This is a genomic window from Acidovorax sp. SUPP2825 (assembly GCF_030158995.1).
Classification (GTDB): Bacteria; Pseudomonadota; Gammaproteobacteria; order Burkholderiales; family Burkholderiaceae_C; genus Paracidovorax.
The window spans coordinates 25,901-40,677 of record NZ_BQXK01000007.1 but is presented as its reverse complement, the minus strand read 5'-3'; the positions used below and the strand labels follow the sequence as shown (position 1 = coordinate 40,677).

Below are 14,777 nucleotides of genomic sequence, written 5' to 3'. Positions count from 1 at the left end.
GAATATCGCGGCGAGCGATCTCAAAAAGGCAATGCTCCCGCCGCATTGCGCCTATGCTTGTGGGATTGCCGCAGTGCACCACGCCCCATCGCCCACCGCCATGAAACGCTCGCAGATCGTCGCCCGCCAATTGCAGGACACGGCCCTGCGCTACTTCCTGGAGGTGGTGCGCTGCGGCTCGATCAGCGAGGCCTCGCAGCGGCTGAACGTGGCGGGCTCGGCCATCAGCCGCCACATTGCGCACCTGGAAGACCTCCTGGGCGCGACGCTGTTCGACCGCCACGCGCGCGGCATGGTGCCCAGCGCGGCGGGCGAGCTGCTGGCGGTGCACGCGCAGAAGTCCGCGCACGACGCGGAGCGCGTGGTGCATGAAATGCAGGCGCTGCAGGGCATGGAGCGCGGGCGGGTGCGACTGGCCTCGTCGGAGGGCTTCGCGCTGGAATTCCTGCCCCGGCTCATCAGCGATTTCCGGCGGCGGCACCCGGGCATCCAGTTCCACCTGGGGGTGTTTCCGCCGGCCGAAAGCACGCGGCGCGTGCTGCTGGGCGATGCGGACATCGGCATCACCATGAGCCGCAGCGCCGAAAAGGACATCCGCATCGAGCTGCTGCAGCCCTCGCCCGTGCTGGCCGTGGTGCAGCGCGGCCATCCGCTGACGCGCTTTCAGCAGGTCAGCCTGTCGCAGCTGCAGAACTATCCCGTGGCGCTGCCCGAAATGGACACCACCGTGCGGCAGCTGTTCGACATCGCGTGCAGCCGCCAGAAGGTGCAGATCGACCCCGTGCTCACCAGCAACTACATCGCCAGCCTGTTTGGGTTCGTCAAGCACGAGCCCGAGGGCGTGTCCATCTCGGGCGAAATCACCATGCGCTACCAGATCGAGCGCGAGGAGATGGCCTGCGTGCGCCTGCGCGACCGTGGGCTGGACCTGCGCAACATCGAGGTGCAGACGCTGATGGGCCGCACGCTGTCACGCGCGGCGCAATCGTTTTTGGCGCACCTCAAGGAGCAGTTGCAGAACGTGGCGGCGCCGCTGCCTGGCGGCTGACCGCTCGGCCTCAGCCCAGCCGCTTGGTCAGCAGGGCCTTGGCCGCGCGCGAGTTCGATGGCCGGCCGAGGAAGTCGCTGATGTACGTGCCCGCATCGATGAGCTTGTCCAGGTCGATGCCGGTCTCGATGCCCATGCCGTGCAGCATGTACACCACGTCTTCGGTCGCCACATTGCCCGTGGCGCCCTTGGCGTAGGGGCAGCCGCCCAGGCCCGCCACCGAGGTGTCGTACTGCCACACGCCCATCTCCAGCGAGGCCAGCGTGTTGGCCAGCGCCTGCCCGTAGGTGTCGTGGAAGTGGCCCGACACTGCGTCGATGCCGTAGTGCTGCAAGGTGGCCTCCATGGCGCGCTGCACCTTGCGCGGCGTGCCCACGCCGATGGTGTCGGCCACGCCCACGTGCTGCACACCGATCTGCTTCATCAGGCCCGCCAGGTACGCCACGCGCTCGGGCGCCACCTCGCCCTCGTAGGGGCAGCCCACGGTGCAGCTCATGGCACCTCGCACGGCAATGCCCGCCGCGCGCGCCGCCTTGACCACCGGCGCGAAGCGCTCGATGCTCTCGGCGATGCTGCAGTTGATGTTCTTCTGGCTGAAGGCCTCGCTGGCCGAACCGAAGACGACGATCTCGTCGGGCCGCGTGGGCACCGCGGCCTCGTAGCCCTTGAGGTTGGGCGTGAGCACCGAATAGCGCACGCCGGGCTGGCGCTCGATGCCCGCCATCACCTCCACGTTGTCCGCCATCTGGGGCACCCACTTGGGCGAGACGAAGCTGGTGACCTCGATCTCCGTCAGGCCGGCCGCCTGCAGGCGGTGCACGAGACCGATCTTGACCTCGGCGGGCACGGGAGACTTTTCGTTCTGAAGGCCGTCGCGCGGGCCGACGTCGACGAGTTTGACGCGGGAAGGAATGCTGCTGCTCATGGGGAAATCCTGCGGTAAAGAATGCGGGGCGGTGCCCGAGGCCTAGTAGCCGCGCCGGGGGTCCACGATGCCGGCCACCGGCTCGCCGCGCTGCATGGCGGCGATCTTGCGCGCGATCTGGGCGATGCTTTCTTCGCGCAGCGTGCGGGCGGAGGTGTGGGGCGTGGTCGTGATGCGGGGGTGCGTGCGCAGCGGATGGTCGGCGGGCAGCGGCTCGGTGCGGAACACGTCGAGCGTGGCCCCGGCCAGGTGGCCGGCGTCGATGAGGGCGATCAGGTCGTCTTCGATCAGGTGCGCGCCGCGCGCCACATTGACGACATAGCCGCCCGGCTGCAGGCGCGAGAGCGTGTCGCGGTTCAGGATGTCCTGCGTGTCGGGCGTGAGCGGCAGCAGGTTCACCAGCACGCGGCTGGCAGCCAGGAAGCCGTCGAAACCCTCCGCGCCATGAAAGGCCCGCACGCCCTCCACGGCCTTGGGCGAGCGGCTCCAGCCGTTCACCGGGAACTCGAAGTGCGCCAGCGCCTTCGCCACCCGCTCGCCCAGCACTCCCAGGCCCATGACGCCGACGGAGAATTCGCTGCGCAGGCGCGGCCGGCGGTAGGCCCAGCCCCCGGCGCGCATGTCGGCCTCGTAGGCCTCGAACTCGCGGAAGTGGCGCACCACCGCGTGGCACACGTATTCGGCCATCTGCACGGCCATGCCGGCATCGTCCAGCCGCACCACCTGCGCGCCGGGCGGCAGGCGCAGGGCCAGCAGCGCATCCACGCCTGCGCCGATGTTGAAGAGCGCCTGGATGCCGGCCTGCTCGTCCATGAACTGCTGGGGCGGCGCCCAGACCACGGCGAAATCGGCCGGGGGCGCGCCGGGTTGCCAGACGGTGATGTGCGCCCCGGGCAGCGCAGCCTGCAGGCCCTGCAGCCAGGGATCGGCCTTGGTGTGCGTACAGCAAAAGGTGATGTTCATGGCCCAGGAGCGTATCGCGGCTGCGGATTGCGCGCTGTCACGCGGGCGAGAGCTTGAGCAGTTCGGCGCCTTCGGTCACCTGGTCGCCGGGCGCATAGAGCAGCTCCTGCACCGTGCCGTCCACGGGCGCGGCGATGGTGTGCTCCATCTTCATGGCCTCCATCACGGCCAGGGCCTGGCCCTTGGTCACGGCATCGCCCGCTTTCACGGCGAACGACACCACCTTGCCGGGCATGGGCGCGGTCAGGCGCCCGCCTTCGGACGGCGCCTCACCCGCATGGGCCAGCAGGTCGATGGCGACGATCTGCGTGGCGCCGCGCGGCGTGAAGACGTGGTCGGTCTCGCCCTGGGCATGCACCACGGCGCGCGTGCGCTGGCCGGCGAAGTGCAGGTCCAGGCCTTCGCCATCGGCGGTGAAGGCCAGCGACCCCGCCACCGCGGCATCGCCCTCGCCCACCGCCAGCTCCATCGCGCCGCCCGCGGCGTAGGTGAGCCAGGCATTGGCGGGCTGGCCGCCGAACTCGAACGCGAACCGGCGGCGCGTCACGCCGTGCGATTGCCAGCCGTCGCGGCGGCTGAACGGGTCGGCCCCCTCGGTGGCGCGCTCGCGCTGCAGCGTCCGGGCCACCGCCGCCGCCGCGGCCAGCGGCAGGCCCACAGGCTCCTGGTGGAACAACACGGCCTGCTCGCGCGGGATCAGGGCCGTGTCCAGGTCGGCCTGCACGAACGAATCGGTACGGGCCACGCGGCGCAGGAACTGCACGTTGGTGGACAGGCCCACGATGCGGGTCTGCGCCAGCGCCTCGTCGAGCCGGGCCAGCGCCTGCTCGCGCGTGTCGCCGTGCACGATGAGCTTGGCGATCATCGAGTCGTAGAAGGGGCTGATGGCATCGCCTTCGCGCACGCCGTCATCGATGCGCACACCGCCGCTGTCCAGGGGCGCGCGCTGGAAGCTGGTGGCCGCGGGCTTGCGGTACACCTGCAGCGTGCCGGTGGCGGGCAGGAACTGGTTGTCGGGGTTCTCGGCGCAGATGCGCGCCTCGATGGCATGGCCGCCGATGCGCAACTGGTCCTGCGCCAGCGGCAACGGCTCACCGCAGGCCACGCGCAGTTGCCACTCCACCAGGTCCTGGCCGGTGATGGCCTCGGTCACCGGGTGCTCCACCTGCAGGCGGGTGTTCATCTCCATGAAGAAGAAGTCCATGGACCCATCGGCCCGCTGCTCCACGATGAACTCCACCGTGCCCGCGCCCACGTAGTTCACCGCGCGCGCAGCGGCCACCGCGGCATCGCCCATCTCGGCGCGCATGGCCGGGGTCATGCCGGGGGCCGGGGCCTCTTCCAGCACCTTCTGGTGGCGCCGCTGCACCGAGCAGTCGCGCTCGAACAGGTACACGCAGTTGCCCAGGGTGTCGCCGAACACCTGGATCTCGATGTGGCGCGGGCGCTGCACGTATTTTTCGATGAGCACCGCGTCGTCGCCGAAGCTGTTGATGGCCTCGCGCTGGCACGACGCCAGGGCGGCGGCAAAGTCTTCCGACCGGTCCACCGCGCGCATGCCCTTGCCGCCGCCACCCGCGCTGGCCTTGATGAGCACGGGGTAGCCGATGCGGTCGGCCTCGCGCTGCAGCAGCGCGGGGTCCTGGTCGGCCCCGTGGTAACCGGGCACCAGGGGCACGCCGGCCTTTTCCATGAGCTGCTTGGACTCGGCCTTCAGGCCCATGGCCTGGATGGCGGACGGGGGCGGGCCGATGAACACCAGACCGGCATCCGCACAGGCCTGGGCGAACTCCTCGTTCTCCGACAGGAAGCCGTAGCCGGGGTGCACGGCCTGCGCGCCCGTGGCCCGGGCCGCGTCGATGATGCGCTGCCACTGCAAGTAGCTTTCCTTGGGCGAGCTGCCGCCGATGTGCACGGCCTCGTCGCATGCGGCGACGTGCTTGGCGCCGGCGTCGGCATCGGAGTACACGGCCACGGTCTTCACGCCGAGCCGGCGGGCGGTCGCGGCCACACGGCAGGCGATTTCACCGCGGTTGGCAATCAGGATCTTCTTAAACATGGGCCACCTCCGCGGTGAAACCGCCTGCGCACGCTGCGCGTGCCACGCCATTTACCGAAACGGCTGCGATGCGGCCGTTTTCACCGCGGTTGGCAATCAGGATCTTCTTAAACATGGGCCACCTCCGCGGCGAAACCGCGTGCGCACGCTGCGCGTGCCACGCCATTTACCGAAACGGCTGCGATGCGGCCGTTTTCACCGCGGTTGGCCATCAGGATTTTGGAGAACATTCAAACCACCTTCGCAGGACCGGAAAAGAGGGACGACACGCGCCGCAGCACGGCACGCAGGAATTTGAAAAGCACGATCAGCAGCAGCGCCGACAGCACCAGCATCACCACCAACGCGATGCCGAACAGCACCGGGTGCTGCGTGGCCATCCACACGACGGCCACCACCAGGCCGTCCTCGAAGAACGACAGCAGCCAGTTGGAGAACGGCTCGGGCGAGGTGTTGGCCGCGGCACGCGTGGTCATCTTGGTGGCCAGCGCCGTGGCCGAGAGCGAGCCGCCCAACAGCCCCGCGACGAGGCCCATGGTGGCGTTGTCGGCGCCGAACACGCCCGCGGCCAGCAGCGCGCCGCCGGGAATGCGGATAACGGTGTGCACCGCATCCCAGGCGCTGTCCAGCCAGGGCACCTTGTCGGCGAAGAACTCCACGCACAGCAGCAGCCCGCTCACGGTGAGGACGGCCGGGTGCTGCAACGCGTGCAGCCCGGCAGGCAGTGGCAGCCAACCGCCCGCGCCCATGAGCCCCACGATGAAGACCACCGCGTAGAGCCGGAACCCGCTGGCCCAGCCGAGCGCAGCGGCCAGCGCCAGCAGGCCCGGCAGGTCCATCTCCGAAGTGGCCTGGGCCGCGCCGGCCGCCACGTCGCGGGCGGTGCCGGGGTCCACGTGCAGCCCTGCGGCGTGGAGCCACTGAACGATGTGCAGCCAGAGCGCGTCCATGCCGTCCCCGGTCAGCCCGGCCCCACCAGCCACGAGGGCTTGCGCTTTTGCAGGAAGGCCTGCACGCCCTCGCGGCCCTCGTCGCTGGCGCGGATGTCGGCAATGCCCTGCACCGTGGCGGCGATGAGCGCGGCATCGATGTCGCGGCCCGCCACGTCCTGCACCAGCCGCTTGCAGGCGCGCACCGCTGCCGGGCTGGCGCTGGTGAGCGCCTTGAGCCACGCATCCACCGTGTCGTCGAGCTGCTCGAACTCCACCACCGCGTGCACGAAGCCCAGGTGCAGCGCCTCGGCCGCACCGAAGCGCTCGGCGGTCAGGAAATAGCGGTGGGCGGCGCGCGCGCCCATGGCGCGGATCACATAGGGGCTGATGGTCGCCGGGATGAGCCCCAGCTTCACCTCCGACAGGCAAAAGCCCGCCGTATCGACGGCCACCGCCATGTCGCAGGCCGCCACCAGGCCCATGCCGCCGGCATACACGTCGCCCTGCACGCGGGCGATGGTGGGCTTGGGGCATTCGTAGATCGTGCGCAGCATCTCGGCCAGCGCGCCGGCGTCGGCCACGTTCTCCTCGCGCGTGTAGTCGGCCATGCGGCGCATCCAGTTCAGGTCGGCACCGGCACAAAAGGCCGTGCCCTGCGCGGCCAGCACCACGGCACGCACGCCGTCGCGGCTGCCTGCCTGCGCGAAGGCGTCGGTGAGCGCGGCAATGGTTTCGTCGTTGAAGGCGTTGCGCAGATCGGGCTGCGCCAGCGTGATGCGCGCCACGGCGCCGTCATAGGCCGTCTGGACGGAAGTCATGGGTTGGGTCCTCGGTGCTCTGGAGAAAAGGCCGGACGCGGATGCGGCCGGAGGCGTGCGGCGGGCGAATGCCGAGGCCTCATGGCGCCTCCCACACGACGTGGTCGTCCACGGCATACAGGTGGCAAGTCGCCGCCTTGGCGTTTTCGTTGCAGCGGGCCACCGCCGCGGCCATGGCATCGGCCCGGCCGTAGTAGTAGGCCCAGGCGCCGCTGGGCGCGATGGCGTAGGCCCGCGGCCACGGCGCCGCGAGAAACTTGCGGTAGCCCTCGCGCGCCGCATCGCGCACGTAGGGGATGGCCGACGCATCGGCGACGGGGTAGGCGTCGGTGGCCCGGGGCACGGCGCTGTCGTGCGGCATCATCGGAATGTGCGTCACCGGCCGGGACGGCAGGCCCAGGCCGGCCAGGAAGCGATCCACCTCTGGCAACCAGATGGGCACGCCGCTTTGCGAGCTGAACAGCCGGTGCGAGTCGGTACCGAACTTGCCGTAAGCCACGAGCTTCGCCGGCCCACCGGAGGCCGAATAGCGCGCGAACATGTCGCGGTACAGCGAGGGCGACCAGTACGAGTCGTTGTCGCCGTAGAACCACAGAGACGGCAGCTTCGTGCCCTCGCCGTAGGCACCGAAGGCACTGACCAGGTGTTCCTGCCAGCCGGGGCAGGTGTCCTGCCGCAGCCCGCCGGCGAAGTTGATGAGGCCGCGCACGCCAGGCGGGTTCAGCGCTCCCAGCGCCATGGTGGTGAGGCCCCCGTGCGACTGGCCGACGACCACGATGCGCTGGCTGTCCGCGTCCGGCAGGCGGCGCACGTAGGCCAGTGCGGCCTGCACGTCCTCGGCTTGCTTGCGGCCATTGCGTTCGACATCGCAGCCGGTGCCCGGATAGGCACCCGTGGACTGTGCGAACCCCTGGCGCATCGGGATCACCACGAGGTAGCCGCGCTCCACGAAGACACGCGCGGCAGCCAGGTATCGCTGCCGCGCCGTAAGGTGCGTGTCCCCTTTGCTCTTGCCGTGATTGATGACGACGACCGGAAACGGCCCCGCGCCAGGCGGGCGATACACCGTGGTTTCCAACTCGATGGCCTTCGGCCCTTCGCCCTTGCGCACCATGACGACCTGCTCGCGCAGCGTGGCATCCAGTTCGGGCGGAGGGGGCGAAGGCAGCTTGGCCAGCGCGGGCAAGGCGCCCATCAACAGCGCTGCGTGCAACAGCCAGGCCAGGGTGTGTCGGCGGAACGTCATGGCAGGGTCTTGGTCAGTGGCAACAGGCCGGTCACATGCGGAACAGGCCGAACTTCGTGTCTTCGATGGGCGCATTGCGCGTGGCCGACAGGCCCAGCGCCAGCACGCGGCGCGTGTCGGCGGGGTCGATCACGCCGTCGTCCCACAGGCGCGCGGTGGCGTAGTAGGGGTGGCCCTGGCTCTCGTACTGCTGGCGGATGGGGGCCTTGAAGGCCTCCTCCTCCTCGGCACTCCACTGGCCGCCCTTGCCCTCGATGCCGTCGCGCTTGACGGTGGCGAGCACGCTCGCGGCCTGGTCGCCGCCCATGACGGAGATGCGCGCGTTGGGCCACATCCACAGGAAGCGCGGCGAATACGCCCGCCCGCACATGCCGTAGTTGCCCGCGCCAAAACTGCCGCCGATGACGATGGTGAACTTGGGCACGGCGGCCGTGGCCACGGCGGTGACCATCTTGGCGCCGTTGCGCGCGATGCCCTCGTTCTCGTACTTGCGGCCCACCATGAAGCCGGTGATGTTCTGCAGGAACACCAGCGGGATCTTGCGCTGGCAGCACAGCTCGATGAAGTGCGCGCCCTTCAGCGCGGACTCGCTGAACAGGATGCCGTTGTTGGCGATGATGCCCACGGGCATGCCCTCGATGCGCGCGAAGCCCGTGACCAGCGTGGTGCCGTAGCGCGCCTTGAACTCGTCGAACTCGCTGCCGTCGACGATGCGGGCGATGATCTCGCGCACATCGAAGGGCTTGCGCGTGTCCACCGGAATCACGCCGTACAGCTCGTTCGCTATGAATTTAGGAGCAACAGAGGCATGCAATTCCCCGGCATGGGCCTTGTTTCTATTCAGATTGCGCACCGCGTTGCGGGCCAACTGCAGCGCGTGCAGGTCGTTTTGCGCCAGATGGTCGGCCACGCCGGACAGGCGCGTGTGCACGTCGCCGCCGCCCAGGTCCTCCGCCGTCACGACCTCGCCCGTGGCCGCCTTCACCAGCGGCGGGCCGCCCAGGAAGATGGTGCCCTGGTTCTTGACGATGATGGATTCGTCGCTCATGGCCGGCACGTAGGCGCCCCCGGCGGTGCACGAGCCCATCACCACGGCGATCTGCGCGATGCCCTGCGCGCTCATGTGCGCCTGGTTGTAGAAGATGCGGCCGAAGTGGTCGCGGTCGGGAAACACCTCATCCTGGTTGGGCAGGTTGGCGCCGCCGGAGTCCACCAGGTAGATGCACGGCAGGTGGTTCTGCGCGGCCACCTCCTGCGCGCGCAGGTGCTTCTTCACCGTCATGGGGTAGTAGGTGCCGCCCTTCACCGTGGCGTCGTTGCACACCACCATGCAGTCCACGCCGCTCACGCGGCCGATGCCGGCGATCAGGCCGGCGCCGGGCGCGTCGTTGTTGTACATGTTGAGCGCGGCCAGGGGCGCCAGTTCGAGGAACGGCGTGCCGGGGTCCAGCAGCATCTGCACGCGCTCGCGCGGCAGCAGCTTGCCGCGGGCGGTGTGCTTGGCGCGGGCGGCTTCGCCGCCGCCCTGGGCCACCTGGGCGGTGCGGTCGCGCAGGTCATCGACCAGGGCGCGCATGGCGGCGGCATTGGCCAGGAAGTCGGCCGAGCGGGCGTTGAGTTGGGATTCGAGGATCATGCGGTGGTGCTTTCCTGCAGGCCGAGCTGTTCTTTCATGGCGTCGCGGATCTTGAATTTCTGGATCTTGCCGGTCACCGTCATCGGGAACTCGGCGACGAATCGGATGTAGCGCGGCACCTTGTAGTGCGCGATCTGCCCCTTGCAGAACGCGCGGATGTCGTCCTCGGTAGGCGCGGCCGTGCCGGGCTTGGGAATGATCCAGGCGCACAGCTCTTCGCCGTACCGGGCATCGGGCACGCCCACCACCTGCACGTCCTGCACCTGCGGGTGGCGGTAGAGAAACTCCTCGATCTCGCGCGGGTACACGTTCTCGCCGCCGCGGATCACCATGTCCTTGATGCGGCCGACGATGTTCACGTAGCCCTCGGCGTCCATGGTGGCCAGGTCGCCGGTGTGCATCCAGCCGGCGTCGTCGATGGCCTCGCGGGTCTTGGCCGGGTCGTCCCAGTAGCCGTGCATGACCGAGTAGCCGCGCGTGCACAGCTCGCCGCGCTCACCCACGGGCACCACGGCGCCGGATTCGGGGTCGATGATCTGGATCTCCAGGTGCGGCTGCGCCTGGCCCACGGTGGACACGCGCTTGTCCAGCGGCGTCTCGGTGCTGCTCTGGCAGCTGACCGGGCTGGTTTCGGTCATGCCGTAGGCGATGGTGATCTCCGACAGGTGCATGTCGCTCACCACGCGCTTCATCACCTCGATGGGGCACGGCGAGCCGGCCATGATGCCGGTGCGCAGCGTGGACAGGTCGCACTCGGCGAAGCTCGGGTGGTCCAGCTCGGCGATGAACATCGTGGGCACGCCGTGCAGGCCAGTGCAGCGCTCGGCCTGCACCGTCTCCAGCACCTTGAGCGGATCGAAGCCGTCGCTCGGGTACACGATGGCCGCGCCGTGCGTGAGGCAGGCCAGGTTGCCCAGCACCATGCCGAAGCAGTGGTACAGCGGCACGGGAATGCACAGCCGATCCTCGGGGGTGAGCCGCATGCACTCGCCGATGAAGAACCCGTTGTTCAGGATGTTGCGGTGCGTGAGCGTGGCGCCCTTCGGAAAGCCCGTGGTGCCGCTCGTGAACTGGATGTTGATGGGGTCGTTGGCGTCCAGCGTGGCGGCCACGGCATCGATGCGCGCATCCTGCGCGTCGCCGCGCGCCATCAGTTCGGAAAACCGCAGCAGGCCGGGCGGGTCGCCGCCGCCCGCCGCGTCTCCCGGCGCGCCGTCGATCCACACCACCGTGCGCAGCTGCGGCAGCCGGTCGGACTGCAGCGCGCCAGGCGTGCCGGCGGCCCACTGCGGCGCCAGTTCGCGCAACATGCCCAGGTAGTCGCTGGTCTTGAAGCGCGCCATGGTCACCAGCGCCTTGCAGCCGACCTTGTTGAGCGCGTATTCCACCTCCGAGGTGCGGTAGGCGGGGTTGATGTTGACCAGCACCAGGCCCACCTGCGCGGTGGCCAGCTGCATGAGCACCCATTCGGCGTTGTTGTGCGACCAGATGCCCACCCGGTCGCCCGGGTTCAGGTCCAGCCCCAGCAGCGCGCTGGCCAGGCGGCGCACCTCGGTGTGCAGCTGGCCGTAGGTGTAGCGCAGGCCCTGGTGCACGCTCACCAGCGCCTCGCGGTCCGGCTGGCGCTGCGCCATGTCGCTGAAGAAGGCGCCGATCGTCTGCTCGATCAGGGGCACCGCCGTGCTGCCGCGTGCAAAGGCGGAAGTCAACGGGGCGGTCGGGCTCACTGGGTCCATGGCAATGTCTCCTCGTGTGGCACGCCCCCGGCCCGGCCGGGAACGGCGATGGGCCGCAGCATACGCCCGCCCGGGCCCGGACCGCATGACAGATGGGGTCACAAAGGTTGCAATATGCGCCACGCAAGGCAAACTCCCCGCATGCCCGAACCCGCCACCGCCCTGCCCCGCACCGCCCCCCACGCGCCCACCGCCGCCACGCCCATGGCCTTTGTACGGGCCATCGTGCAGGCCTACACCCAGCGCGGCATGGACGCCTCGGCCGTGCTGCGGCAGGCACAAATCACGCCATCGGACATCGCGCATCCGCAGGGGCGCATCACGGCGCTGCAGATGGAGCAGCTCTCCGACGGCGCCATGCGCGAACTGGACGACGAGGCCCTGGGCTGGTTCGGCCGGCGCCTGCCCTGGGGCAGCTACGGCATGCTGGCGCGGGCCTCGATCAGCGCGCCGCACCTGGGCCTGGCCCTGCAGCGCTGGTGCCGCCACCACGGCCTGCTGACCGACGACATCGCCCTGCACCTGACCACCGACGGCGCCACCGCCACGCTGGCGATCACCGAACACCGCGACCTGGGCACGCTGCGCGAGTTCTGCCTGGTCTCGATGCTGCGCAACGCGCTGGGACTGGCCTGCTGGCTCATCGATTCGCGCCTGCCGCTGCAGGGCGCGGATTTTCCCTTCACGCCGCCGCCGCATCAGGCGGCCTATCCGCTGCTGTTCGCCGGCCCCATCGCCTTCCGTGCGCCGCATGCAGCGCTGCGCTTCGATGCGCGCTATCTGGCGATGCCGCTGCAGCGCGACGAGAACGCGCTTCGCACCATGCTGCAGCGCGCGCTGCCCCTGACCGTGCGCCAGTACCGGCGCGACCGCCTGCTGGTGCAGCGCGTGCGGCAGGCGCTGGCAGCCGACACCGGCACGCTGCAGGGCGCGGACGCGCTGGCCGAGCGGCTGCACCTGTCGCCGCGCACGCTGCACCGCCAGCTCAAGGAAGAAGGCGCGTCGCTGCAGGCGTTGAAAGACGAGGTGCGCCAGCACCGCGCCATCGAATGGCTGCACCGCACCGACCGGCCGATCAAGCAGGTGGCGCAGGCCGCGGGCTTCCTCAACGAAAAGAGCTTCATCCGCGCGTTTCGGGGCTGGACGGGGCAGTCCCCCGCCGCGTTCCGCCGCGCCGCCCGGCTCACAGGCGGGGGTTGATCCGGCCAGGGCCTGCGACCTATGCCTTGCCGGTGCTGGCCTCGTCCGCAATGGGACGCACGAACAGCTTGGCATAGCTGCGCAAGGTGCCCGATTGCGACAGGTCGTCGGTGATGAACGCCCGGTACTTGGCGCTCAATGCGTCGCCCGACGCGCCACTGCCGTGGTTCACCTGATCGAGAAAATCCTGCCGCATCTGCTGCAGTTGCACGTGCGACATGCCGCGGTCCTTCAGCGCCTGGAACGCCGCCTCCCGCTTCATCCCGGCGAGGGCGATGGGCTTGGCTCCTGCGGCCGCGGGCACCGCCGCCGGCGCTTGCTGCACCTTGGCGGAGGGCTTCGGCGCCTCCTGCCGCCCGGCGCCCGCATTCGGCCGGGGACCTGCATTCGGCCGGGGCTCCGCCTGCGGCCGGGGACCGTTGTCTGGCTTGGGGCCGGCATCCGCCTTGGCACCTCCGGCGTCCGCTTTCGGCGGAGGCGGCAAAGCCGTCAGAAAATCCACCACACCGGCCGTGTCGTTCAATAGCAACTGCTTCAGTTCCGGCTCGGTGAAGTTCTCGCGCAGCCGCTGCCAGTTCTCGGCACGAATTTCGGGGCCCTTGCCCTGGGCATGCCCACCCAGGATCGCCACGAGATCCTTCAGCCTCGGTGGGTCCATGCGGTCGATCTCATGCAACTGGAACACGGCCAGCACCTGGGCCGCAGGCGATTTGGGCAGTGCCGGCGCCGTCAGGAACTTCATCACGTCGGCGGTCTTCTTCAACAGCAACTGCTGCAGCTCAGGCCCTTTGAACTGGCTGCGCAGCAGCTTCCAGTTCCGAGCCAGCAGCGCGGGGTCCACGCCCAGGGTGCGCCCGCCCAGGAGCTTCGTGAACTGCTTGACCTGCATCGGGGTCATGCGGTCGACTTCGTGCAGTGGGATGCTGGACAGCACCTGCGCGACCGTCGGCTTTACCGGAACGATCGGTGGCGCGCCCGGCCGCCGGGCATGGGCGCTGGCGTGTCCCGCGAATTTTTGTGGAGCGGCCCCCCGGCGGTCGGTGGCGGTGGCGTTGTCGGCCGGGTGGCCCGCCGCCCTGCGCTGCGGCATGGGCCCCGCGCCCACACCGGGCTTGGAGCGGCCCTGCCGTGCAGGCTCCCGGTACTCCGGAACGGCGTTGGCACCGCGTTCGGAGGTGCTGTTGAAACGGGAGAAAGGGTTCTTGGGAAACTGAATCGACATGGGCGGCTCCTGAGGGAGGGCAGCAAGCGGTGCCGCGCACCACGTCCCATCCCACCGCTTCGGATCGTGGGAGCAAAAGCCCCGGACCTGCCGCGGCGGAGCGAACCCATGCCCCGTGCTGCGAAGGCGCGTCGGCATGGCCGCCCCGGTCACCCGCCCCGACGGCACCGGCAGCCCGTGGCCGCCGTGCCGCCGCCTCTCCGTCAACCCAGCAGTTCGGGCAATTCGGCCATGTGGAGCATCACGTGCACCGCCCCGGCGGCGCGCAGCGCCTGGGCCGACCCATGTCCCACGGGCGCCGGGCTGTAGCCGACCACCGTGGCGCCCGCCGCCACGCCGGCCTGCACGCCCGTGACCGAGTCCTCCACCACCAGGCAGCGCGCCGGCGCCACGCCCAGCGCGGCAGCCGCGGCCAGGTACACATCGGGCGCGGGCTTGGTGCGGGGCATTTCGTGGCCGCTGAAGACGCGGCCCTGGAAGAACGGCGTCAGGCCCACCTTGGCCAGTTGCAGCTCCACTTTGAAGCGGTCGGCGCCCGACGCGCAGGCGATGCGCCCCCCGAGCCGCGCATGCACGGCCCGCACGGCATCGGGGGCGCCGGGAATGGGGCCCAACTCGGCCTGCAGCGCGGCATTGCGGCGCGCATAGAAGTCGGCCATCCAGGCGTCGGTCAGCGGCTGGCCGGTTTCGGCCTCGATGCGCGCCGCCTCGCTGCGCACGGCCTTGCCCAGGAAGATGGCCAGGCATTCCTCGGGGGTGAGCGACCAGCCCGAGGCTTCGAGCCGGTCGCGCAGCACGCGGTGGGTGATGGGTTCGCTGTCCACGAGCACGCCGTCGCAGTCGAACAACACGGCGTCGTAGGAAGAGGGCAGGACGGATGGGGGCATGGCAGGGTCGGGGCAGGAGCGCGCAGGATCGGCGCGAGGGACAGGCAGCACAGGCTCTGCGTGCGATGCATCCGGCGGCGCCGAAGCCGGCGCCGCTGGAAGCCA

General features: G+C 69.9%; 14 protein-coding genes. 2 read left to right on the top strand and 12 right to left on the bottom strand.

The window, feature by feature from the left end; all coding sequences use genetic code 11:
* The first annotated feature begins 100 nt into the window (after window positions 1–100).
* Complete coding sequence (locus tag AVAK2825_RS10685; protein WP_349817169.1) at window positions 101–1,048, top strand: LysR family transcriptional regulator; 948 nt, start codon at window positions 101–103, stop codon at window positions 1,046–1,048.
* Between the two features lie 10 nt (window positions 1,049–1,058).
* On the opposite strand, the gene AVAK2825_RS10680 is transcribed toward AVAK2825_RS10685, so the two are convergent.
* The 10 genes from AVAK2825_RS10680 to AVAK2825_RS10635 all read right to left on the bottom strand — a co-directional run bounded on the left by AVAK2825_RS10680 (window position 1,059) and on the right by AVAK2825_RS10635 (window position 11,363).
* Window positions 1,059–1,973, bottom strand: coding sequence for a hydroxymethylglutaryl-CoA lyase (locus AVAK2825_RS10680; RefSeq protein ID WP_284397789.1), 915 nt, complete (start codon window positions 1,971–1,973; stop codon window positions 1,059–1,061).
* 42 nt (window positions 1,974–2,015) lie between these two features.
* Window positions 2,016–2,936 (bottom strand): 2-hydroxyacid dehydrogenase, encoded by a 921-nt coding sequence (locus AVAK2825_RS10675; RefSeq protein WP_284397787.1) that lies wholly within the window; start codon window positions 2,934–2,936, stop codon window positions 2,016–2,018.
* Between the two features lie 37 nt (window positions 2,937–2,973).
* Complete coding sequence (locus AVAK2825_RS10670) at window positions 2,974–4,995, bottom strand: acetyl-CoA carboxylase biotin carboxylase subunit (protein WP_284397785.1); 2,022 nt, start codon at window positions 4,993–4,995, stop codon at window positions 2,974–2,976.
* Window positions 4,988–5,110: a hypothetical protein gene (locus tag AVAK2825_RS10665; protein WP_284397780.1), complete on the bottom strand. Its 123-nt coding sequence runs from the start codon at window positions 5,108–5,110 to the stop codon at window positions 4,988–4,990. The genes AVAK2825_RS10670 and AVAK2825_RS10665 overlap by 8 nt, the downstream gene beginning before the upstream one ends.
* On the bottom strand, window positions 5,103–5,225 hold the full coding sequence (locus tag AVAK2825_RS10660) for a hypothetical protein (RefSeq protein WP_284397778.1): 123 nt from the start codon (window positions 5,223–5,225) through the stop codon (window positions 5,103–5,105). The genes AVAK2825_RS10665 and AVAK2825_RS10660 overlap by 8 nt, the downstream gene beginning before the upstream one ends.
* Window positions 5,226–5,945, bottom strand: a complete 720-nt coding sequence (locus AVAK2825_RS10655) for a DUF4126 domain-containing protein (protein WP_284397776.1) — start codon at window positions 5,943–5,945, stop codon at window positions 5,226–5,228. It lies immediately after the preceding gene.
* A gap of 11 nt (window positions 5,946–5,956) precedes the next feature.
* Window positions 5,957–6,745, bottom strand: a complete 789-nt coding sequence (locus tag AVAK2825_RS10650; protein ID WP_284397772.1) for an enoyl-CoA hydratase/isomerase family protein — start codon at window positions 6,743–6,745, stop codon at window positions 5,957–5,959.
* Window positions 6,746–6,824: 79 nt separating this feature from the next.
* Window positions 6,825–7,991, bottom strand: coding sequence for a dienelactone hydrolase family protein (locus AVAK2825_RS10645; protein ID WP_284397770.1), 1,167 nt, complete (start codon window positions 7,989–7,991; stop codon window positions 6,825–6,827).
* 31 nt (window positions 7,992–8,022) lie between these two features.
* Window positions 8,023–9,627, bottom strand: a complete 1,605-nt coding sequence (locus AVAK2825_RS10640) for a carboxyl transferase domain-containing protein (RefSeq protein WP_284397768.1) — start codon at window positions 9,625–9,627, stop codon at window positions 8,023–8,025.
* Window positions 9,624–11,363, bottom strand: coding sequence for an AMP-binding protein (locus AVAK2825_RS10635; RefSeq protein ID WP_284397765.1), 1,740 nt, complete (start codon window positions 11,361–11,363; stop codon window positions 9,624–9,626). The genes AVAK2825_RS10640 and AVAK2825_RS10635 overlap by 4 nt, the downstream gene beginning before the upstream one ends.
* A 141-nt stretch (window positions 11,364–11,504) precedes the next feature.
* Between AVAK2825_RS10635 and AVAK2825_RS10630 the strand changes: the two genes are divergently transcribed.
* On the top strand, window positions 11,505–12,563 hold the full coding sequence (locus AVAK2825_RS10630) for an AraC family transcriptional regulator (protein WP_284397762.1): 1,059 nt from the start codon (window positions 11,505–11,507) through the stop codon (window positions 12,561–12,563).
* A 19-nt stretch (window positions 12,564–12,582) separates the two neighbouring features.
* On the opposite strand, the gene AVAK2825_RS10625 is transcribed toward AVAK2825_RS10630, so the two are convergent.
* Window positions 12,583–13,785, bottom strand: a complete 1,203-nt coding sequence (locus tag AVAK2825_RS10625; RefSeq protein WP_284397758.1) for a hypothetical protein — start codon at window positions 13,783–13,785, stop codon at window positions 12,583–12,585.
* Window positions 13,786–13,988: 203 nt separating this feature from the next.
* Window positions 13,989–14,672, bottom strand: a complete 684-nt coding sequence (locus tag AVAK2825_RS10620; RefSeq protein ID WP_284397756.1) for an HAD family hydrolase — start codon at window positions 14,670–14,672, stop codon at window positions 13,989–13,991.
* Between the last annotated feature and the right edge of the window lie 105 nt (window positions 14,673–14,777).